The organism is Pseudomonas sp. GW821-FHT11D10 (assembly GCF_058808435.1).
Window position 1 is genome coordinate 77,131 of record NZ_JBXARR010000003.1, and the last position, 21,298, is coordinate 98,428.

General features: G+C 61.5%; 22 protein-coding genes and 1 pseudogene. 14 read left to right on the forward strand and 9 right to left on the reverse strand.

From position 1 onward, the window contains the following. Positions 1 to 21: 21 nt before the first annotated feature. The gene (locus AC1RT4_RS10485) at positions 22 to 846 is read left to right on the forward strand and encodes a Cof-type HAD-IIB family hydrolase (RefSeq protein ID WP_493085318.1); all 825 of its coding nucleotides are present in this window, start codon (positions 22 to 24) and stop codon (positions 844 to 846) included. A 15-nt stretch (positions 847 to 861) separates the two neighbouring features. Here the strand turns inward: AC1RT4_RS10485 and AC1RT4_RS10490 are convergent, their stop codons facing one another. Further along, complete coding sequence (locus tag AC1RT4_RS10490; protein WP_493085319.1) at positions 862 to 1,776, reverse strand: DUF808 domain-containing protein; 915 nt, start codon at positions 1,774 to 1,776, stop codon at positions 862 to 864. A 134-nt stretch (positions 1,777 to 1,910) separates the two neighbouring features. On the opposite strand from AC1RT4_RS10490, the gene AC1RT4_RS10495 reads away from it, so the two are divergent. Next, a complete protein-coding gene (locus AC1RT4_RS10495) occupies positions 1,911 to 2,516 on the forward strand; it encodes a TetR/AcrR family transcriptional regulator (RefSeq protein ID WP_007959290.1) in 606 nt (201 codons plus the stop codon). A 91-nt stretch (positions 2,517 to 2,607) separates the two neighbouring features. Here AC1RT4_RS10495 and AC1RT4_RS10500 read toward each other — a convergent pair whose 3' ends face one another. Further along, positions 2,608 to 3,048: a GlcG/HbpS family heme-binding protein gene (locus tag AC1RT4_RS10500; RefSeq protein WP_011333104.1), complete on the reverse strand. Its 441-nt coding sequence runs from the start codon at positions 3,046 to 3,048 to the stop codon at positions 2,608 to 2,610. Between the two features lie 268 nt (positions 3,049 to 3,316). Between AC1RT4_RS10500 and gcl the strand changes: the two genes are divergently transcribed. The 8 genes from gcl to AC1RT4_RS10540 all read left to right on the forward strand — a co-directional run bounded on the left by gcl (position 3,317) and on the right by AC1RT4_RS10540 (position 12,747). Then, positions 3,317 to 5,092 (forward strand): glyoxylate carboligase, encoded by a 1,776-nt coding sequence (gene gcl, locus AC1RT4_RS10505; protein ID WP_085747087.1) that lies wholly within the window; start codon positions 3,317 to 3,319, stop codon positions 5,090 to 5,092. 61 nt (positions 5,093 to 5,153) lie between these two features. After that, the gene (gene hyi, locus AC1RT4_RS10510; RefSeq protein ID WP_007959286.1) at positions 5,154 to 5,936 is read left to right on the forward strand and encodes a hydroxypyruvate isomerase; all 783 of its coding nucleotides are present in this window, start codon (positions 5,154 to 5,156) and stop codon (positions 5,934 to 5,936) included. Positions 5,937 to 5,978: 42 nt separating this feature from the next. Beyond that, the gene (locus tag AC1RT4_RS10515; protein ID WP_085605836.1) at positions 5,979 to 6,872 is read left to right on the forward strand and encodes a 2-hydroxy-3-oxopropionate reductase; all 894 of its coding nucleotides are present in this window, start codon (positions 5,979 to 5,981) and stop codon (positions 6,870 to 6,872) included. 177 nt (positions 6,873 to 7,049) lie between these two features. Continuing rightward, positions 7,050 to 8,324, forward strand: coding sequence for a glycerate kinase type-2 family protein (locus AC1RT4_RS10520; protein ID WP_039769767.1), 1,275 nt, complete (start codon positions 7,050 to 7,052; stop codon positions 8,322 to 8,324). Then, positions 8,321 to 9,736, forward strand: coding sequence for a pyruvate kinase (pyk, locus tag AC1RT4_RS10525; RefSeq protein ID WP_085605833.1), 1,416 nt, complete (start codon positions 8,321 to 8,323; stop codon positions 9,734 to 9,736). Before AC1RT4_RS10520 ends, pyk begins: the two co-directional genes overlap by 4 nt. Before the next feature lie 145 nt (positions 9,737 to 9,881). Beyond that, positions 9,882 to 10,796 (forward strand): urea transporter, encoded by a 915-nt coding sequence (locus AC1RT4_RS10530; RefSeq protein WP_493085320.1) that lies wholly within the window; start codon positions 9,882 to 9,884, stop codon positions 10,794 to 10,796. Between the two features lie 21 nt (positions 10,797 to 10,817). Continuing rightward, on the forward strand, positions 10,818 to 11,642 hold the full coding sequence (locus AC1RT4_RS10535; RefSeq protein WP_493085321.1) for an ion transporter: 825 nt from the start codon (positions 10,818 to 10,820) through the stop codon (positions 11,640 to 11,642). Between the two features lie 106 nt (positions 11,643 to 11,748). Then, positions 11,749 to 12,747, forward strand: coding sequence for a sulfate ABC transporter substrate-binding protein (locus AC1RT4_RS10540; protein WP_127797317.1), 999 nt, complete (start codon positions 11,749 to 11,751; stop codon positions 12,745 to 12,747). A 55-nt stretch (positions 12,748 to 12,802) separates the two neighbouring features. On the opposite strand, the gene AC1RT4_RS10545 is transcribed toward AC1RT4_RS10540, so the two are convergent. Then, positions 12,803 to 13,423 carry a hypothetical protein gene (locus AC1RT4_RS10545; protein ID WP_493085322.1) on the reverse strand — a complete coding sequence of 207 codons (621 nt, stop codon included), beginning with the start codon at positions 13,421 to 13,423 and terminating at the stop codon, positions 12,803 to 12,805. Between the two features lie 241 nt (positions 13,424 to 13,664). Here AC1RT4_RS10545 and AC1RT4_RS10550 point away from each other — a divergent pair, with 241 nt between their 5' ends. Next, on the forward strand, positions 13,665 to 14,852 hold the full coding sequence (locus tag AC1RT4_RS10550; RefSeq protein ID WP_258713091.1) for an MFS transporter: 1,188 nt from the start codon (positions 13,665 to 13,667) through the stop codon (positions 14,850 to 14,852). Between the two features lie 46 nt (positions 14,853 to 14,898). Here the strand turns inward: AC1RT4_RS10550 and AC1RT4_RS10555 are convergent, their stop codons facing one another. Then, on the reverse strand, positions 14,899 to 15,303 hold the full coding sequence (locus tag AC1RT4_RS10555) for a type II toxin-antitoxin system HicB family antitoxin (RefSeq protein ID WP_085666700.1): 405 nt from the start codon (positions 15,301 to 15,303) through the stop codon (positions 14,899 to 14,901). A 102-nt stretch (positions 15,304 to 15,405) separates the two neighbouring features. On the opposite strand from AC1RT4_RS10555, the pseudogene AC1RT4_RS10560 reads away from it, so the two are divergent. From AC1RT4_RS10560 to AC1RT4_RS10570, 3 genes and pseudogenes are all read left to right on the forward strand, one after another. Next, positions 15,406 to 15,498: pseudogene (locus AC1RT4_RS10560) on the forward strand (LysR family transcriptional regulator); the annotation flags it as partial. A gap of 84 nt (positions 15,499 to 15,582) precedes the next feature. After that, the gene (locus AC1RT4_RS10565; protein ID WP_493085323.1) at positions 15,583 to 16,050 is read left to right on the forward strand and encodes a helix-turn-helix domain-containing protein; all 468 of its coding nucleotides are present in this window, start codon (positions 15,583 to 15,585) and stop codon (positions 16,048 to 16,050) included. Beyond that, positions 16,047 to 16,622, forward strand: a complete 576-nt coding sequence (locus AC1RT4_RS10570) for a PIN domain-containing protein (RefSeq protein WP_493085324.1) — start codon at positions 16,047 to 16,049, stop codon at positions 16,620 to 16,622. The genes AC1RT4_RS10565 and AC1RT4_RS10570 overlap by 4 nt, the downstream gene beginning before the upstream one ends. A 52-nt stretch (positions 16,623 to 16,674) precedes the next feature. On the opposite strand, the gene AC1RT4_RS10575 is transcribed toward AC1RT4_RS10570, so the two are convergent. From AC1RT4_RS10575 to AC1RT4_RS10595, 5 genes are read right to left on the reverse strand one after another with little or no spacing between them, the layout of a single operon-like run. After that, positions 16,675 to 17,082: a hypothetical protein gene (locus tag AC1RT4_RS10575; RefSeq protein ID WP_493085325.1), complete on the reverse strand. Its 408-nt coding sequence runs from the start codon at positions 17,080 to 17,082 to the stop codon at positions 16,675 to 16,677. 25 nt (positions 17,083 to 17,107) lie between these two features. Continuing rightward, positions 17,108 to 18,310, reverse strand: coding sequence for a c-type cytochrome biogenesis protein CcmI (gene ccmI / locus AC1RT4_RS10580; protein WP_493085326.1), 1,203 nt, complete (start codon positions 18,308 to 18,310; stop codon positions 17,108 to 17,110). Next, positions 18,307 to 18,777 carry a cytochrome c-type biogenesis protein gene (locus AC1RT4_RS10585; protein WP_011333089.1) on the reverse strand — a complete coding sequence of 157 codons (471 nt, stop codon included), beginning with the start codon at positions 18,775 to 18,777 and terminating at the stop codon, positions 18,307 to 18,309. The genes ccmI and AC1RT4_RS10585 overlap by 4 nt, the downstream gene beginning before the upstream one ends. Further along, complete coding sequence (locus AC1RT4_RS10590; RefSeq protein ID WP_007959246.1) at positions 18,774 to 19,310, reverse strand: DsbE family thiol:disulfide interchange protein; 537 nt, start codon at positions 19,308 to 19,310, stop codon at positions 18,774 to 18,776. The genes AC1RT4_RS10585 and AC1RT4_RS10590 overlap by 4 nt, the downstream gene beginning before the upstream one ends. Beyond that, complete coding sequence (locus tag AC1RT4_RS10595; protein ID WP_127797311.1) at positions 19,307 to 21,295, reverse strand: heme lyase CcmF/NrfE family subunit; 1,989 nt, start codon at positions 21,293 to 21,295, stop codon at positions 19,307 to 19,309. The genes AC1RT4_RS10590 and AC1RT4_RS10595 overlap by 4 nt, the downstream gene beginning before the upstream one ends. Between the last annotated feature and the right edge of the window lie 3 nt (positions 21,296 to 21,298).

Sequence of the window (21,298 nt, forward strand, 5' to 3'; positions counted from 1 at the left end):
GATCACTCCCGAGGAATCACAATGTACTCGCTAATTGCCTCTGACCTGGATGGCACGCTGCTGCTGCCGGGCGATACCTTCGGCGCCTTTACCCAAAGCGTGATTCACAGCCTGAACCGTGCAGGCCATCACATCGTGCTGGCCACGGGCCGACACCAAGCCGATGTCGAGTCGCTGCTCGACAGTCAGTCGCTGCCAGTTCATCTGATCACCTCCAATGGCGCTCGCATTTCCAGCGCCTGCGGTGGTCTTTCACTGAGCAAAGAACTACCCGCCGTCGTTGCTCAGACACTGCTTGAGGCAACCCGAGATGATGCGGGCTTGACCATCAACCTATACTGCAAATCCGGCTGGCTGATGAACAGCGAAGACCCGAACCTGCGCGACTTCAGTCAGAATCAGGGCTTCCAGCCGGTGCTTTGTGCTACGGACAAGCTGCCGCTGGTCGGCGTGGAGAAGGTGTTCTTCTTTCAACGGAACAAGGATCATGACGCCCTGATCGGGCTACAGGCCCGGCTGCATGAGCTGCTGGGCAACCAGATCGGCACTGTCTTCACGTTTCCATGGTGTCTGGAAGTCATGAGCGCAGATGTGTCCAAGGGCAATGCTCTGAAGCAGCTCGTCGACTTCCTCAACGTCCCGATTCATACATGCATCGCTTTCGGCGACGGCCTGAACGACCTCGACATGCTGTCCGGGGTCGGTAAAGGGCTGTTGATGGGCAATGCTCATGCCGAGGTCATGCTTGCGCTTCCCGATGTCGAGGTTATCGGCCACTGCACAGAGGAAGCCGTCGCGCACTACCTCTCCCGACACTTGCTCCAGAGCACCCCACTCCCGGTATGAAACAGCGCGGGCAACTTATGCCCGTGCGGCTTTCCAGACCCTGCCGATCACGGACACGCCCGCCAGCACCACTGCACCCGCGATGATCCCCGCCACGCCGTTCAACAGCATCGGCACCACAAACCCGGCGCCACCGGCCGCTGCGCCGACGCTTTCGATCCAGTGATGCACCACCGGTACGCCGTGGGTCAGGATGCCGCCACCGACCAGGAACATCGCTGCGGTGCCGATCACCGACAGGCTTTTCATCATGTACGGCGCCGCGTGCAGGATGCCGTTGCCGATACTTTTGGCCGTCTGCCCGGGCTTCTGAGTCAGCCACAGACCGAGGTCATCGAGTTTGACGATACCGGCCACCAGGCCATACACGCCCACGGTCATGACAATGGCGATGCCCGACATCACGATCACTTGCTGGGTCAGCGAAGCATCGGCCACGGTACCGAGGGTGATGGCGATGATTTCCGCCGAGAGAATGAAGTCGGTGCGAATCGCGCCTTTGATCTTGTCCTTCTCGTACGCCACCAGATCGGTTGCCGGATCAGCCACGGCCTCAACCAGTTGCGCATGCTCCGCTTCATCTTCGGACTTGTTGTGCAGGAACTTGTGCGCGAGTTTTTCGAAACCTTCGAAACACAGGTAGGCACCACCGACCATCAACAGCGGCGTCACCAGCCACGGCACGAACGCACTGATCGCCAGCGCCGACGGCACCAGGATCAGTTTGTTGACGAATGAACCCTTGGCCACCGCCCACACGACGGGGATTTCCCGCTCCGCGCGTACGCCGGAGACCTGCTGGGCATTGAGCGCCAAGTCGTCGCCGAGCACACCGGCGGTCTTCTTGGCAGCCATTTTGGTCATCAACGCAACGTCGTCCAGAACGGTCGCGATGTCGTCGATCAGCACCAGCAAACTGCTTCCTGCCATGAATCTTGTTTCCTTATGTGAATAATGCCGCGCAGCATACCGCGACTGCAGGCCACACGGGGCATTGTTGAGCGCCGCGCGAGGCCGGTGCTACCATGCGCAACCGCCAGAACAGGCAAGGAACCACCGGGTTTATGAGCACAATCCGCGAGCGCAACAAAGAACTGATCCTGCGTGCAGCCAGTGAAGAGTTTGCCGACAAGGGCTTCGCTGCGACCAAAACCAGCGACATCGCCGCCAAGGCAGGACTGCCCAAGCCCAACGTCTATTACTACTTCAAGTCCAAGGAAAACCTCTACCGCGAGGTGCTGGAAAGTATCATCGTGCCGATCCTGCAGGCCTCGACCCCGTTCAACCCGGACGGTGTACCGAGCGAAGTGCTGAGCGGCTATATCCGCTCGAAGATCCGCATCTCCCGCGACCTGCCCTTCGCCTCCAAGGTGTTCGCCAGCGAAATCATGCACGGCGCCCCGCACCTGAGCGCCGACCTGGTCGAGCAGCTCAACGGCCAGGCCAAGCACAATATCGACTGCATCCAGACCTGGATCGACCGCGGCCAGATCGCCCCGATCGACCCCAACCACCTGATGTTCAGCATCTGGGCCGCAACCCAGACCTACGCCGACTTCGACTGGCAGATCTCCGCCGTCACCGGCAAGGACAAGCTCGACGAAGCCGACTATGAAGCGGCAGCACAAACCATCATCCGGTTGGTGCTAAAGGGCTGCGAGCCGGACTGAAGTCCGCACCTCCAGACACAAACAAGCCCGCCCCCACATCATCCTGTGAGGGCGGGCTTGTGCGTTTCAGCGACTATCCGGTTCTAGCCACTCAGGCAGCCACCCCCGCATCCGCCCGCAGGTCCAGGGCCTCCACGGCCTTGATTGCCACCTGCTCATCGATGTCCGACAGATCGCCGCTGATGCCGATCGCACCCAGCACATTCCCCGCCTGATCACGAATCAACACACCACCCGGTGCCGGCACGACGCTGCCCTGCCCCATGCTGTTAAGTGCGGCGATGAACGCCGGGCGTTGTTGCGCGTCCAGCGCCAGCAGGCGTGAACCCTTGCCCAGGGCGATGGCGCCCCAGGCTTTGCCGATGGCGATGTTCGGGCGCAGCAGGCTGGCGCCGTCTTCACGTTGCAAGGTGACCAGATGGCCGCCGGTATCCAGTACCGCAATGGTCAGCGGCGCAGCGGAGATGGCCCGCCCTGCATTGATGGCTTCGTTGACCAGCTTGACTGCGACTTTCAAGGTTAAAGCGCTCATGGTGCCGTCCTCATTTTGTTATTGGGAAAGTCGTTGGGCTGCGCTTTTCTGCCGCAGCCCGATGCAACAAATAGAACACAATGAATTATTTTTTTGTATACAATAATTCTCGAAAAGCGCCTCATGCGACGAAAAGCCACAGCAGAACAGGCTTCCGACGAATGAAACAGGCGCTTGAGAAAATGGATTGACCTGCGCCGTCCGCCGTGAATACACTCTGCGCAAAGCCACTTGTATACAATTACAAAACGTAAAGAGGCACAAAACCATGAGCAAAATGAGAGCAATCGAAGCCGCCGTTCTGGTGATGCGCCGTGAAGGGGTTGATACCGCTTTTGGCATTCCAGGCGCTGCAATCAACCCGCTGTACTCCGCCCTGCAGAAAGTCGGTGGCATCGATCACGTCCTCGCTCGCCACGTTGAAGGCGCCTCGCACATGGCCGAGGGCTACACCCGCACCAAGGCCGGCAACATCGGCGTGTGCATCGGTACTTCCGGCCCGGCCGGTACCGACATGGTCACCGGTCTGTACAGCGCCTCCGCGGACTCGATCCCGATCCTCTGCATCACCGGGCAAGCACCGCGTGCCCGGATGCACAAGGAAGACTTCCAGGCCGTCGACATCACCAGCATCGTCAAGCCGGTGACCAAGTGGGCGACCACCGTTCTGGAGCCGGGCCAGGTGCCTTACGCCTTCCAGAAAGCCTTCTACGAAATGCGCTCCGGCCGTCCAGGCCCGGTTCTGATCGACCTGCCGTTCGACGTGCAGATGGCTGAAATCGAATTCGACATCGACGCTTACCAGCCACTGCCGCTGGCCAAGCCGAGCGCCACCCGCGTGCAAGTCGAAAAAGCCCTGGCGATGCTGGATCAGGCCGAGCGTCCATTGCTGGTCGCCGGTGGCGGCATCATCAACGCCGACGCCAGCGAACTGCTGGTCGAGTTCGCCGAGCTGACCGGCATTCCAGTGATCCCGACCCTGATGGGCTGGGGCACCATTCCTGACGATCACCCGCTGATGGTGGGCATGGTCGGTCTGCAGACTTCGCACCGTTACGGCAACGCCACGATGCTGAAATCCGACGTGGTACTGGGCGTCGGCAACCGTTGGGCGAACCGCCACACCGGCTCGGTCGACGTTTACACCGAAGGCCGCAAGTTCATTCACGTCGACATCGAACCGACCCAGATCGGCCGCGTGTTCACCCCGGACCTGGGCATCGTTTCCGACGCCGCCGCCGCGCTGACCGTGTTCATCGAAGTCGCCCGTGAATGGCAAGCCGCCGGCAAGCTGAAAAACCGCTCTGCCTGGCTGCAGGACTGCCAGCAGCGCAAAGCCAGCCTGCATCGCAAGACCCACTTCGACAACGTGCCGGTCAAGCCGCAGCGCGTTTACGAAGAAATGAACCAGGTGTTCGGCAAGGACACCTGCTACGTCAGCACCATTGGTCTGTCGCAGATTGCCGGCGCGCAGTTCCTGCACGTCTACAAGCCGCGTCACTGGATCAACTGCGGCCAGGCCGGCCCGTTGGGCTGGACCATTCCGGCAGCGCTGGGCGTGGTGAAGGCCGATCCGAACCGTAAAGTCGTGGCCCTGTCGGGGGACTATGACTTCCAGTTCATGATCGAAGAACTGGCGGTCGGCGCTCAGTTCAAACTGCCGTATATCCACGTCGTGGTGAACAACTCGTACCTGGGGCTGATCCGTCAGGCCCAGCGCGGGTTCGATATGGACTACTGCGTGCAGCTGTCCTTCGATAACCTGAACGCGCCGGAACTCAACGGTTATGGTGTCGACCACGTCGCAGTCGCCGAAGGCCTGGGCTGTAAAGCGCTGCGTGTGTTCGAACCGGCTGACATCGCCCCTGCCCTGCGCAAGGCCGAAGAGCTGATCGAAGAGTTCAAGGTGCCGGTGATCGTCGAGATCATTCTGGAGCGTGTGACCAACATCTCCATGGGGACCGAGATCAACGCCGTCAACGAATTCGAAGACCTGGCGCTGGTCGGCAACGATGCGCCAACGGCGATTTCGCTGCTCGATTAAAACTGCTTGCCGTTCGTTCCCGCGCCGGGCGCGGGAACGATCAATCCAACGGGAGACCACCATGCCGCGTTTCGCAGCCAACCTGTCCATGCTGTTCACCGAACAGGATTTCCTTGCCCGTTTCGACGCCGCCGCCAAGGCTGGCTTCAGCGGTGTCGAGTACCTGTTCCCGTACGATTTCAGCTCTGCCGAAATCAAGGCCAAACTCGACGCCAACGGTCTGACCCAAGTGCTGTTCAACCTGCCGGCCGGTGACTGGGCGAAGGGCGAGCGCGGTATCGCGTGCCTGCCGGACCGGGTCGAAGAGTTCCGCGCCGGGGTCGATCTGGCCATCGCTTACGCACAGGTTCTGGGCAACACCCAGGTCAACTGCCTGGCCGGTATCCGTCCGCAGGGCGTGGACGATGCCACCGTTGAAAAGACCTTCGTCGCCAACCTCAAGTACGCCGCCGACAAGCTGCAAGCCGTCGGCATCAAACTGGTGATGGAAGCGATCAACACCCGCGACATCCCGGGCTTCTACCTGAACAACACGGCGCAGGCCCTGTCGATTCGCGAGCAGGTCGGCAGCGCCAATCTGTTCCTGCAATACGACATCTATCACATGCAAATCATGGAAGGCGATCTGGCCCGCACCCTGCAATCGCACCTGGCCGAGATCAACCATGTGCAGCTGGCCGACAACCCGGGCCGCAACGAGCCGGGCACTGGCGAAATCAACTACCGCTTCCTGTTCGAACACCTCGATCGCATCGGTTATCAGGGCTGGGTCGGCTGCGAGTACAAACCGCTGACCACCACTGAAGCAGGCCTCGGCTGGCTGAAGACCCACAACGCGATCTGACCCTTATTTGCTTGAGCAAGACAAAAACAAGAGGATTTTCTCATGGCTAAAATCGGATTCATCGGCACCGGCATCATGGGCCACCCAATGGCGGCGAACCTGCAGAAAGCCGGTCACAGCCTGTTCCTGTCGGCGCACCACGACGCCGCCCCTGCCGACCTGGTCGCCGCTGGCGCCGTCGCTCTGGCCAACCCACGCGAAGTGGCCCAGGAAGCTGAATTCATCATCGTCATGGTGCCGGATACCCCGCAGGTCGAAGACGTGCTGTTCCGCGCCGACGGCGTCGCTGCCGGCATCGGCAAAGGCAAAGTCGTGATCGACATGAGCTCGATCTCGCCGACCGCCACCAAGGCCTTCGCGGCGAAGATCAACGAGAAAGGCGCGCAATACCTCGACGCCCCGGTGTCCGGTGGTGAAGTCGGTGCCAAGGCCGCGACCCTGAGCATCATGGTCGGTGGCGACGCCGATGCCTTCGAACGCGCACTGCCGCTGTTCCAGGCCATGGGCAAGAACATCACCCTGGTCGGTGGCAATGGCGACGGCCAGACCGCCAAGGTGGCGAACCAGATCATCGTTGCCCTGAACATTCAGGCCGTGGCCGAAGCCCTGCTGTTCGCTTCGAAAAACGGTGCCGATCCGGCCAAGGTGCGTGAAGCGCTGATGGGCGGTTTCGCCTCCTCGAAGATCCTCGAAGTACACGGCGAGCGCATGATCAAGGGCACCTTCGATCCGGGCTTCCGCATCAGCCTGCACCAGAAGGACCTGAACCTGGCCCTGCAAGGCGCCAAGGAGCTGAACATCAACCTGCCGAACACCGCCAACGCCCAGCAAGTGTTCAGCACCTGCGCGGCCATCGGTGGCAGCAACTGGGACCACTCGGCGCTGATCAAGGGCCTGGAACACATGGCCAACTTCTCGATTCGCGACAAGAAGTAAGCCCTGCCCCGTCGCTCGTTCCCACGTCGAGGCGTCGAACCGTCTGCGTGGGAATGCAGCCCGGGACGCTCCGCGTCCCTGCCGAAGCGGACGCAGAGCGTCCATTGAGGCATTCCCACGCAGAGCGTGGGAACGATCACCTGCACTAACCAAGAACAATAAGAATGGGAGCCCGCCATGTCGGTCGATCCGCAACAACTGCTGCGCGAGCTGTTTGCCACAGCCATCGACGCGGCCCATCCGAACCAGGTCCTCGAAGCGCATCTGCCGGCTGATCGCACAGGTCGCGTGATCGTCATCGGCGCCGGCAAGGCTGCCGCTGCCATGGCGCAAGTGGTCGAGCGCTGCTGGGAAGGTGAAGTCTCGGGCCTCGTGGTGACCCGCTACGGTCACGGCGCCCCGTGCGAAAAAATCGAAGTGGTCGAAGCCGCGCACCCGGTGCCGGACGCTGCCGGTCTGGCCGTGGCCAAACGCGTGCTGGAACTGGTCAGCAACCTGACCGAAGACGACCGCGTGATTTTCCTGTTGTCCGGCGGCGGCTCTGCCCTGCTGGCGCTGCCGGCCGAAGGCATCACCCTGGCCGACAAACAATCGATCAACAAAGCCCTGCTCAAATCCGGCGCGACCATTGGCGAGATGAACTGCGTGCGCAAGCACCTCTCGGCGATCAAGGGCGGACGCCTGGGCAAAGCCTGCTGGCCAGCGACTGTTTATACCTACGCGATTTCCGATGTACCGGGCGACCTCGCCACGGTCATCGCCTCCGGCCCGACCGTGGCCGACCCGAGCACCAGCGCCGAAGCGCTGGCCATCATCAAGCGCTACGGCATCGAGATTCCGGCGTCGGTGCGCAGCTGGCTGCAAAGCCCGGAATCGGAAACCGTCAAACCCGGCGATCCGAGCCTGGCCCGCAGTCACTTCCAGTTGATCGCCCGCCCTCAGCAATCGCTGGATGCCGCGGCGGTGAAATGCCGTCAGGCCGGTTTCAGCACGCTGATCCTCGGCGACCTGGAAGGCGAATCCCGCGAAGTGGCGAAAGTCCACGCCGGCATCGCCCGCCAGATCATCCATCACGGCCAGCCACTGGCGGCGCCGTGCGTGATTCTCTCCGGCGGTGAAACCACGGTGACCGTGCGCGGCAATGGCCGTGGCGGACGCAACGCCGAATTCCTCCTCAGCCTCACCGACAGCCTCAAGGGCCAGCCCGGCGTTTATGCGCTGGCCGGTGACACCGACGGCATCGACGGCTCGGAAGACAACGCCGGCGCGATCATGACCCCGGACAGCTACGCCCGCGCCGCCGCCCTCGGCCTGAGCGCCAGCGACGAGCTGGATAACAACAACGGTTACGGCTACTTCGAGGCGCTCGATGCGCTGATCGTCACCGAGCCGACCCGCACCAACGTCAACGACTTCCGCGCCATCCTGATCCTCGAGAGCTCTAAATCATGACGCCTGATAAAAAGGTCAAAATCCTCGCCACCCTCGGGCCTGCCGTCGACGGCATCGAAGACATCCGCGAGCTGGTCGAGGCCGGGGTCAATATCTTCCGCCTCAACTTCAGCCACGGCGATCACGCCGACCACGCCAAGCGCTATCAGTGGATCCGCGAAGTCGAGCGCCAGCTCAACTATCCACTCGGGATCCTGATGGACCTGCAAGGGCCGAAACTGCGGGTCGGCAAGTTCGCTGACGGCAAGGTTCAGTTGCATCGCGGTCAGGCGTTCCGCCTCGATCTGGACGCAACACCGGGCGACGAACGCCGGGTGAACCTGCCGCATCCGGAGATCATCGCCGCGCTGGAAGCCGGGATGGATCTGCTGCTCGATGACGGCAAACTGCGCCTGCGGGTCGTCACCAAATACACCGACGCGATCGACACCACCGTGCTCAATGGCGGCGAGCTGTCGGATCGCAAAGGCGTGAACGTGCCGCAAGCGGTGCTCGACCTGAGCCCGCTGACCGCCAAGGATCGTCGCGACCTGAGCTTCGGTCTGGAGCTGGGCGTGGACTGGGTCGCACTGTCGTTCGTGCAGCGTCCGCAAGACATCATCGAGGCTCGCGCGTTGATCGGCGACAAGGCGTTTCTGATGGCGAAAATCGAGAAGCCGTCGGCCGTCGAGCAACTGCGCGAAATCGCCGAACTGAGCGACGCGATCATGGTGGCTCGCGGTGACCTGGGCGTGGAAGTGCCGGCCGAAAGCGTGCCGCAGATCCAGAAAAACATCATCACCACCTGCCGCCAGCTCGGCAAACCGGTGGTGGTGGCGACGCAGATGCTCGAGTCGATGCGCTTCTCCCCGGCACCGACCCGCGCTGAAGTCACCGACGTGGCCAACGCCGTGGCCGAAGGCGCTGATGCGGTGATGCTGTCGGCAGAAACCGCGTCCGGCGAGTACCCGCTGGAAGCCGTGCAGATGATGAGCAAGATCATCCGCCAGGTCGAAAACGGGCCGGACTATCAGACCCAGCTCGACGTCAGCCGACCGAAAGCCGAAGCGACCGTGTCCGATGCGATCAGCTGTGCGATCCGCCGCATCAGCAACGTGCTGCCGGTGGCGGTGCTGGTCAACTACAGCGAGTCCGGCGCATCGAGTCTGCGTGCGGCGCGGGAGCGGCCGAAAGCGCCGATCCTCAACCTGACGCCGAACCTGCAGACCGCCCGCCGCCTCAGCGTGGCGTGGGGCATTCACTCGGTGGTCAATGATCGCCTGCGTCAGGTCGACGAGGTGTGCTCGACCGCGCTGGAAATCGCTCAGGCTCAAGGAATGGCCGAGCGTGGCGATACGTTGCTGATCACCGCGGGTGTGCCGTTTGGCCAGCCGGGATCGACTAATTCGCTGCGTATCGAAACATTGATTTAAGCAACACCTGTGTGGCGAGGGAGCGTGCTCCCGCCGCCCGGCATGACGGTTTCCACAAGAGACACCGCATTCACCGGGCACGAGCTCCCTCGCCACCGCTTCACGCAAGACCTTTTGATTTTCCTACTGCCCAGATTCTCCAGACATGCCTGCCAATCATTTCAACACCCACTGCCCTGACTGGGCCGAGGCTTTGCTCAACGGCTTCAGTCAAATCTTCCTCCAGCGCCATCCGCTGTGTGGACTCCTGTGCCTTTTGGCCATTTTATTCACCGCCCCGGTGCTGTTTGCCGGTGCGCTACTGGGCGCTGTCGCCGGTTTGCTCACCGCGCAACGGCGCAACTACGCGAAGGCGGATCGTCAGGCCGGACTGTTCAGCTACAACGGCGTGCTGGTCGGCCTGTTGCTGAGCCTGTATTTCCCCTGGTCGCCGATGCTGCCGCCGCTGATTCTGGCGGCCGGCGGTCTGAGCGCGATGATCACGCAGCAGTGGCTCAAACGCGCACGCCTCACCGAGTACCTGCCCGCCTACACGGCGCCGTTCGTATTGTTGAGCTGGGTGTTCCTGTGTTTCGCCGAGCCTTCGACGCCGGCTCCGGCGCTTGAACTGAACACCGTGAACCTGCTCAGTGCCGCCCTGAAAGGCTTCGGTCAGGTGATGTTCCTCGACCATCCGTTGGCCGGTGGATTGATCGCTACCGGTTTGCTGATCGCCGATCGCCGGGCCTTTGCCTGGGCGCTGCTGGCTTCGGTAATCGGTCTGGGTTCCAGTCTGTTGCACCACGACAGCCAGGTCGCGCTGCTGGGTCTGGGCGGCTACAACGCCGTCCTCGCCGCGCTCGCCTTCAGCGCCCAGCGCCAGCAACCGTGGTTGCCGCTGTTCGGCATCGGCCTGGCGCTGCTGCTGACGCCGCTGTTCAGTGCCCTGGGTCTGGCGACTCTCACGGCACCGTTCATTCTTGCCTGCTGGCTGCTGCGTACCGGCATTCGCCTGATGCGCCAACCGGAGATCAATGTCACGCCTTGCGCTAACGGGGAGAATCAACCTAGGCTGCGCTGATTGATGGCCAAGGCGATGTGCATGAACGGCAACAACACGTGGCGTGATCGCCTGTACGTGATCATTTTCCAGACCGACACGGTGGCGGGCCGCCGTTTCGACAAGACCCTGCTGCTGATCATTCTCGCCAGTCTGGTGATCGTGATCCTCGACAGTATCGATGAAGTCCACCAGAACTACGCCAATGTGCTGGCGTACATCGAATGGGGCTTCACGATCATCTTCCTCGGCGAGTATTTGCTGCGCCTGTACTGCTCGCCCAAGCCTTTGCGCTACGCCTTCAGTTTCTACGGGCTGGTGGACTTGCTCGCGATCGTGCCGGGCATCCTCGCGCTGTATTACAGCGATGCCCAATACCTGCTGATCATCCGGGTGATCCGGATGCTGCGGATCTTCCGCGTACTCAAACTCGGGCCGTACCTGAAACAGGCGCATTACCTGCTCGATGCCCTGCGCGGCAGCAAGCAGAAAATCCTCGTGTTCCTGCTCAGCGTCTGCACCCTGGTCACGGTGTTCGGTACCTTGATGTACGTGGTCGAAGGCCCGGAACATGGCTTCACCAGCATTCCCAAAGGCATCTATTGGGCTATCGTGACGCTGACCACCGTGGGTTACGGCGACATCGTGCCGAGGACCGTGCTGGGACAAGTGATTTCGTCGCTGGTAATGGTCACCGGTTACTCGATCATCGCCGTCCCGACCGGGATTTTCACCGCTGAACTGGCCACGGCCATGCGCGGCGGTCAGTTGCAACACGACTGCCCCGTGTGCAAGAAAAACAGCCACGAACATGAAGCGTCGTTCTGCTCCCGTTGCGGCAATGCGCTGTTCAAGAAAATGGAATAAGCAAAGTTCTTTTTAATCTTTAAACGACTATGCGTGCCCCGCTATAGTCGCTGGCAAATGGCCTCATCTTTGTAAAAAAACACCCCCACAGAACAAGGAATGCGCAGTGAAAAAACTCTTTGGCGCCTCACTTCTCGCCGCTGGTCTTGCCTTCGGCAGCGTGGCTCAGGCCGCACCGACCCTGCTCAACGTTTCCTACGACGTGATGCGCGATTTCTACAAGGACTACAACGCTGCCTTCCAGAAACACTGGCAAGCCGAGCACAAGGAAGACATCACCGTGCAGATGTCTTTCGGCGGTTCGAGCAAGCAAGCCCGTTCGGTGATCGACGGCCTGCCGGCTGACGTCATCACCATGAACATGGCCACCGACATCAACGCCCTGGCCGACAACGGCCAACTGGTACCGAAGGACTGGGTTACCCGTCTGCCGAACAACAGCGCGCCATTCACCTCGGCCACCGTGTTCATCGTCCGCAAGGGCAACCCGAAAGCCCTGAAAGACTGGCCTGACCTGCTCAAGGACGGCGTGCAAGTGATCGTGCCGAACCCGAAAACTTCGGGTAACGGCCGCTACACCTACCTGTCCGCCTGGGGCTACGTGCTGAAAAACGGCGGTGACGAGAACAAGGCCAAAGACTTCGTCGGCAAGCTGTTCAAGCAGGCGCCAGTGCTGGATACCGGCGGCCGCGCTGCGACCACCACGTTCATGACCAACCAGATCGGCGACGTGCTGGTGACCTTCGAAAACGAAGCCGAAATGATCGCCCGCGAGTTCGGCCGCGACCAGTTCGAAGTCATCTACCCAAGCGTCTCCGCCGAAGCCGAGCCACCGGTGTCGGTGGTCGACAAAGTGGTCGAGAAGAAAGGCTCCCGCGCCGCTGCCGAGGAATACCTGAAGTTCCTGTGGTCGCCGGAAGGTCAGGAAATCGCGGCCGCCAACTACCTGCGTCCACGTGACCCGGCGGTATTGGCCAAGTACACCGACCGTTTCCCGAAAGTCGACTTCCTGTCGGTCGAGAAGACCTTCGGCGACTGGCGCACCGTGCAAAAGACCCACTTCAATGACGGCGGGATCTTCGACCAGATCTACTCGGGCCAGTAAGGTTTGAGCTGACATGAAAAAGGCGACCTGAAGAGGTCGCCTTTTTTGTGGCCGGTTACATGGGCGGCTTGACGCCATCCTTGCCCGCCGAAATCGACTGTGCGGTCAGCGTGCCGTCCGCGCTCTGGGTCACGAAGGTGACGATCTTCACCCCGACCTTGAGCAGGCTGCGATCGCCCGGCGTCAGGTTGACGATCGGTACGTCCTCCGGCACCAGGATCTTCTGCTGGCCGCCCTTGTAGTTGACGGTCAGCACCCGGCCGTTGCTCACCACCAGATCACCGACGCTGCCATTGGTCATGCTGCTGCCCTTGGTCAGGTCGAACGGCCGATGGCCATCGCCGCTGCCGGCCAGCTCCGGCGGGAACACGTGAACCTCCAGCGCCTTGAGCGTGCCATCCTCCTGGGGAATGGCGGCCGAGCCGATGTAGCTGCCGGGCTTGATGTCTTCAATATTGGCCAACGTGACCGCGCGGACCTTGGTGTCCGGGGTCAACTGGACCACCACGTTTTCACCGCTGTTGACGTGGACCTTGAGCGAGTCGGTGCTGACTCCGGTGATCTCGCCGCGCACGCCCATGCGCATGCCGGGCGCTTCGGCGGCCTGTGCGGCAGTGGCGCCGAGCAGACTGATCAGGGCAATCGTTGTGGTGTGGCGAAGCAACTGACGAAACATCGCAATCCTCCGTTGATGAACGCTGAAACCCGGTCACAACATAAGCACGCTATCGAACAAGATGTAAGTGAATGTATCATCGCCACTCAACGGTCGGACGCAAGGTTCGCCGATGAACAATGGATTGTTCGGCGCCACCTATTCCGCAACGGAATAACTGATATCGATCAGAAGCCTCTACTGCCGGCTCGGCCCGTCCCTTAGCCTCACCGCATTCCTTTTCGCTGGATCGAGAAACCCTATGACCGCCACAACTCACGCAATGACCCGAGGCATGGTGCTGCTGTTCGCTTTCTGCTGCGGCGCCATCGTTGCCAACATCTACTACGCCCAGCCGATCATCGGCCTGATCGCGCCGGACATCGGCCTGACCGACACCATGGCCAGTTTCATCGTGTCGCTGACCCAGATCGGCTATGCGCTGGGCCTGTTCTTCCTGGTGCCGCTGGCGGACCTGCTGGAAAATCGCCGACTGATGATCATCACCACCGTGGTGGCGATTGCCAGCCTGCTCGGCGCGGCGTTTACCGATCAACCGAATGTGTTCCTGCTGATTTCGTTGCTGGTGGGGTTCAGCTCGGTGTCGGTGCAGGTGCTGATTCCATTGGCGGCGCATCTGGCGCCGGAAGAATCCCGTGGCCGGGTGGTCGGCGGGATCATGGGCGGTCTGCTGCTGGGGATTCTGCTGGCGCGGCCGGTGTCGAGCGTGGTCGCCGACCATCTCGGCTGGCGGGCGATGTTCATGATCGCCGCAGCCTTGATGGCGGCGATTAGCGTGGTGCTGGCGTTGACCGTGCCCAAGCGCCAGCCGGATCACAGTGCCTCTTACGGCCAGTTGCTGGGTTCGTTGTGGACGCTGCTGCGCAAACAACCGGTGCTGCGTCAGCGGGCATTTTACCAGGCCTGCATGTTCGCCACGTTCAGCCTGTTCTGGACCGCCGTGCCGCTGGAACTGGCGCGCAACCATGGCCTGTCCCAGAGTGAAATCGCGATCTTCGCCCTGGTCGGCGCCATCGGTGCCATCGCCGCGCCGATCAGCGGACGCCTGGCCGACGCCGGTCACACCCGCATCGCCTCGCTGCTGGCCATGCTGTTCGCCAGCCTGAGCTTCCTGCCCGCCTTCATCCACCCGGCCTACAGCGTGATCGGCCTGGCCGTGACCGGCGTGGTGCTCGACTTCTGCGTGCAGATGAACATGGTGCTCGGCCAGCGCGCGGTCTACTCCCTCGACGCCAAAAGCCGCGGCCGCCTCAACGCGCTGTACATGACCAGCATCTTCGTCGGTGGCGCCTTCGGTTCGTCGGTAGCCAGTGCGGTGTACGAGCATGGCGGCTGGTTGTGGATCGTGATTGTTGGCAGCGCGTTCCCGCTGCTGGCGCTGGTGCGGTTTTTGAGTGCTTCGCAGAAGCCTGTTCTGGCAACGGCCTAAAATCTGAAAAGCACTGCCGGATCGCTGATCCGACAGTGCTCGAGGCTCAATGCCGGACCAGCTTCTCCATGGCGGCATCCGCCAGAAAGGAAGAGCGGCTTTTGACGTTGTGCTCACGCACGTAGCGGTCGATCCGCTGGATGACATAGCCGGGCAACGTCACATTGACCTTTTCCGTCTTGCCCATGTACGGCGAGATGTCCAGCTCGAGCATGCCCCAGCCCATGTCGGCAAACTCCGGGTTATTGCGGTGGGTGGCCGCAGAAGTCGGCATCGGAATCGAATCACCATCCGCCGCGATCTCCTGCAGCATGATGTGGGCAATCTCGACGGCCGCGTTGTAGGCATCCTCAAACGTATCCCCGGCCGTTACCGCGCCGGGAATATCGGGGATCTGAATCCCGATGGCGGTGTTCTCGTCACCCCACTCGATGCAGATTGGGTATTGCATTGTGAAATTGCCTCGACCATTAAAGTAACTCTAGAGATACCTTTAGTAGCCTGCGGAAGCCTGTGACACAACGTTGGTTGTTTTGCAGGATGTTTTGACTACCTGTCGGCGGTGTTTCCGACGGTCAGGCTGGCCAGTGTCAAGGCTCGGGCGTTCGTTGAATATGTGCAGGATTTGTTGGCGAAAAAACCATAAAACCCACACTTGTTTCGTTTATTGCGATTTTCGCTTATTTCGAATAACGTTCCGGCATTCCTCATTTCCAAAGCCGGACTCGCCATGTCGACCGTTATTCATCACTCCATCAGCCTCCCCGTAGAACGCGAAGTAAAAGCCGCCATTGAAGGGCAGCGTGCCCTGGCGGCTTACCTCGCGACCCATTTCGAGACTCAGCACATCCAGATTTTCGACGAACAGAACGAAGCTCATCGCGTCGAACTGCCCACCTCGGCCCTGCGCTTGCTGATCGACATTCTGGCGGAGCTGGCAGCCGGCAACGCGGTTCAGGTCGTCCCGGTGCATGCCGAATTGACGACCCAGGAAGCCGCCGACCTCCTCAACGTCTCACGTCCACACCTCATAAAACTGCTGGAAAGCGGCGAGTTGTCCTACCACAAAACAGGCAAGCACCGACGTGTGCGTTTTGCCGATCTGATGGACTATAAGACCCGGCGCACCACCGCCAGCGAGCAGGCAATGGCGCTTCTCGCAGAGCAGGCTCAGGCGTTAAGGACAGGATACGAGTGAGGCATTCCTCTTTTACAGCTTTGTACGATGCATGCGTCTTGTACCCCGCCCCCTTGAGAGATTTTCTGATGTGGCTTGCGCTCTCAGGAAGATTTCGGGCGCGATGGACCCAGGAGATTCACTGCGAATGGAAACGCAATCTGCTGAAGAACCGCCCTGACCTGACGATGGAACAGCTGGATCGTACGTCCGGCCTGATGGATCAAGCGATACCCGACGCCTGTGTCCATGACTATGAAGACCTGATTGCCGGACTCAGCTTGCCCGACTGCGATGACCGTCATGTTCTGGCGGCGGCAATCCGTTGCGGCGCAAGCGTGATAGTGACGTTCAACCAGAGAGACTTTCCCTGCAAAGCGCTCGAGCCTTTCGGCATCGAAGCGCAACATCCGGACGAGTTCGTCGACAACCTCTTGGGGCTTGATCCGGCAGCAGTGGTTGCAGCGGCCCCAAAACAGCGTCGGCAGCTGAAAATGCCTGCCATGGACGTCGAACCCTTTCTTGATCTGCTGCAACGACAAGGCCTGATTAAATCGGTCCAGGCACTCAGCGGCTATCACACGATTCTTTGAAAGCTCATTACTCCACACAGCAAAACGGCGATCCAAAGATCGCCGTTTTTCATTACTGCCCGAACTGCTTGCCCAGTCCCGCCGGTACGCCGTGGATGTTGGTTTCTTCCCATGGGCCGTTGGGGCTGATCGACCGGCTCCAGCCGTTGTTCCAGCGGTAGTAGGTGCGCTGGCGGTAGAAGGTGTTGGTCTGGTCATCCAGCACGTACACGCCCAGCTTCTGGTCCCAGTGGCTGTTGCCGCCCGGGGGCGGGGCGAAGCTGGCGGAGGTGCGCGGGACCGGTTTGGCGGGTTTGGCCGGGATGCCCGGTTTGCTTGGCGTCGGGGTGGTCGACGGGGTCGGGCTGGGTTGTGACGGCGGGATCGGCGGCAGCCGTGTGGTGGGCTCCGGTCGTTGCACCGCACATGCGCTCAAGCCCAGGGCCAGTGTGAGGACTGTGATTCGGGCGATGGCGTTCATGGCGGTGCGTTCCTGTTGTGTCCGGCTATTTGTCCGGGCTGTCGATGGTCAATGTCTGCGGCGCGGTGGTGCTGCTGGCCAGAGGCCCGCTGCGGCCGACCCACTCTCCAGCGGTCGGCTGACCGGCACGAGAGATGCGCGCAACCAGTTGGACTTCGGGGAAGTTCGACAGTTTCAATTGCGGCATCATCGCGTCGGCATCGCTCAGTTCCACGGTGACCGGCAGATCGGCGACGGTCAGGCGCTTGGCCGCCAGCGGTGCCGGCGGGCCCGAAGTGGCGCGGGCAAAAATGAACACGCTGTCGCCCGGTTGCACCTTGGCTTTGAGCTCGCTGGCCAGATCCACACGCACTTTCAACAACGCCGCCGCTTTCGCCGCCGGTGCCTGGGCGACCTTGCCGCCGCTGGCCTGCAGTTTTTCGGTGGCGCGGGTGATGCCGCCCTGCAGGGCCTCGCGGGATTTGTCCTGTGGCGGCAGTTGCACCAGCAGACGGTTCCAGTAGTCGATGGCTTCCTGATAACGCTCGCCTTCGAACGCGGCGATGCCCAGCAGGCCGAGGCTAGTGACTTCCTTCGGATCGGCTTTCAGCGCTTCGTCGGTCAGAGCCTGAACCTTGTCCGACCATTTTTTGTTGTCGGCAAAGTACTGGGCCTGCGCCCACTGGCCGAGCAGTTCCGGCTGGCGACCGGCAAGATTGACCGCGCGTTCGAACATCTTCGCCGCGTCCGCCGGACGATCCTGGGCCATGTAGGTGCGACCGAGGAAATACACGCCTTCAGCCGAATCCGGTTGCGCGGCAACTGCGCGCTCCAGACGCTGAGTCATCTCTTCCATCGACTGCGGCGCCTGGGCGAACTCGCGGGTCAGTTCGACCTTGTCGCTCGCGCCAAAGTGCAGATACAGACCGAGGCCCAACACCGGCACCAGCACGGCTGCCAGCAATGGAAGTGGTTTACCCAAACGCGAAACCCGCGCCGGCGCCACACCTTCGGTATCGGCCAGCAACTCACGGGCTGCTTCGGCACGGCCGCTGTCCATTTGCGCAGCATCGAGCACGCCTTCGGCCTGCTGCGATTGCAGTTCGGCGACGCGTTCCTGATACAGGGCGACGTTGAGAGCGGTTCGATCCTCTTCACGCTGGGCGCGACGCTCACGCAGGACAGGGATCAACAGAAAACTCAGGGCGACCAGAAGCAACAGCCCTGCGGCAAGCCAGAAATCAATCATTCTTGGTTTTTATCCAACAGTTGGTCGAGGCGCTGACGCTCTTCAGGGGACAGCGATTGCGGCGTCTCGGCGCGTTGCCCGCGACGGCGGCGGACGATCACGGCGATGACGACAAAACCGCCCAGCAACAGTCCCGCAGGGCCAAACCACAGCAGTGCGGTCTTGGCATTGAGCGCCGGTTTGTAGCGGACGAAATCACCGTAGCGGTCGACCATGAAGTCGATGATCTGCTGATTGTCCTTGCCCTCGCCGAGCATGCGGAAAATCTCTTTGCGCAGGTCAGCGGCAATCGGCGCGTTGGAGTCGGCGATGTCCTGGTTCTGGCACTTGGGGCAGCGCAGTTCCTTGGTCAGCTCGCGGAAACGCTCGCGATCGCCTTCTTTGGCGAACTCGTAGGTGTCGATGGCGGCGTGGGCCACACCGGCCAGGCTCAGGCCCAGCACCATGGCAGCTAAAAAGCGCTTCATGGCTTGGCCTCGTCGACCAGTGCCTGATATTTGGCCGCCAGTTTTTCCCGCCAGACCTGCTCGTCGATCACGCCGACGTACTTGTCGCGGATGATGCCCTTGGCGTCGATGAAGAAGGTTTCCGGCGCGCCGTAGACCCCGAGGTTCAGGCCCAGGGAGCCTTCGTCGTCGCGGATGTCCAGTTGATACGGATTGTGGAATTCGGCCAGCCACTTCAGCGCATCGGCGTTGGTGTCCTTGTAGTTGATGCCGTAGATCACCACGCCGCGCTCGGCGAGTTTGTTCAGCACCGGATGCTCGACCCGGCAGGAAATACACCAGGTACCCCAGACGTTGACCAGTGCCGGTTTGCCGAGGATGTCGGCCTTGGTCAGGGTCTTGTCACCCTGCACCGCCGGCAGCGAAAACTCCGGGAACGGCTTGTTGATCATCGCCGACGGCAGTTCCGCCGGATCCAGGTACAGACCGCGATAAAGGAATACGGCCACCAGCAGGAAAATCGCCAATGGCACCAGCATCAACCAACGTCTCATGCAGCGGCTCCTTCCATGCCCAGCGCTTCACGCACTTTGGCTTTGACCTTGACCCGGTAACGCCGATCCAGCGCCGCCAGCAGACCACCGAAACCGGTCAGCAGACCGCCGAACCAGATCCAGCGCACGAACGGTTTCACATGCACCCGCACCGCCCAGGCGCCATCGCCCAGCGGTTCGCCCAGGGCGACGTAGAGGTCGCGGGTGAAACCGGCGTCGATCCCGGCCTCGGTCATCACCGAGTTCTGCACGGTGTACAGACGTTTTTCCGGGTGCAGCACGCTGACTTCCTGACCGTTGCGGATCACCCGGACGGTGCCCTTGTCGGAAGTGAAGTTCGGGCCTTCGAAGTGCTTGGCGCCTTCGAACACGAACTGATAACCGGCCAGGTCCATCGACTCGCCCGGTGCCAGACGCAGGTCACGCTCGGCGCTGTTCTGACTCGACAACACCACGCCCAGCGCGCAGACGGCGATCCCGAGGTGGGCGATCTGCATGCCCCAGTAACTGCGGGTCAAGGTCGGCAGGCCTTTGATCAGACCTTTGTGGCGAGTCTTGTCGAAGATGTCGCGCACACCGGCCAGCAACACCCAGGCGGCGAGCAGGAATGTCGCAATCACCGCCCAGTTGAAATCGCCGTAAGCGACACCGGCCACCACCGCCAGCGCAACACTGCCCAGCAGCACCGGGGTCAGCATGCTGACCAGCCATTTCACCGGGGTGTCTTTCCAGCGCACGATCACACCGACCGCCATCACCAGCATCAACAGTGCCATCAACGGAATGAACAGCGCGTTGAAGTACGGCGGGCCGACCGACAGCTTGGCGCCGCTGATCGCATCAAGAATCAGCGGATACAGCGTGCCGAGCAGGATCATCGAAGCCGCCACCACCAACACCAGGTTGTTACCCAGCAACAGCGTTTCCCGCGACCACAGGTTGAAGCCGACCTGGCTCTTGACCACCGGCGCACGCAGCGCAAACAGGGTCAGCGAACCACCGACCACGAACAGCAGGAAGATCAGGATGAACACGCCGCGCTCCGGATCGGAGGCAAACGCGTGCACCGAGGTCAGCACGCCGGAACGCACGAGGAACGTCCCGAGCAGGCTCAGGGAGAACGCGGCAATTGCCAGCAACACCGTCCAGCTCTTGAACACACCACGTTTCTCGGTGACCGCCAGCGAGTGAATCAGCGCCGTGCCCACCAGCCATGGCATGAACGAGGCGTTTTCCACCGGGTCCCAGAACCACCAGCCGCCCCAGCCGAGTTCATAGTAGGCCCACCACGAACCGAGGGTGATGCCGATGCCGAGGAAGGCCCAGGCAACGATGGTCCAAGGACGCGACCAGCGTGCCCACGCCGCATCGAGACGACCGCCGAGCAATGCAGCGATGGCGAACGCGAAGGCCACCGAGAAACCGACGTAGCCCATGTAGAGCATCGGCGGATGCACGATCAGACCGATGTCCTGCAGCAACGGATTAAGGTCACGACCGTCGGCCGGGATCTGCGGCAGGATCCGCGAAAACGGGTTGGAGGTGAGGATCAGGAACAGCAGGAAACCGGTGCTGATCATGCCCATCACCGCCAATACGCGAGCGAGCATGACTTGTGGCAACTGCCGGGAGAACACCGACACCGCGAAAGTCCAGCCGCCGAGGATCAACGCCCATAGCAGCAGCGACCCTTCGTGGGCGCCCCACACCGCGCTGAACTTGTAGTACCACGGCAGCGCGCTGTTGGAGTTCATCGCGACGTAAGCCACGGAGAAATCGTCGGTCATGAACGCATAGGTCAGGCAACCGAAGGCGAACAGCAGGAATGCGAACTGCCCCCACGCTGCCGGCTGGGCCAGGCCCATCCACAGACGGTCGCCGCGCCAGGCACCGAGCAACGGCACCACGGCCTGCACCAGCGCGAAACACAGCGCGAGGATCATGGCCAGATGGCCGAGCTCGGGAATGAATATGGTGGATGTCATCGA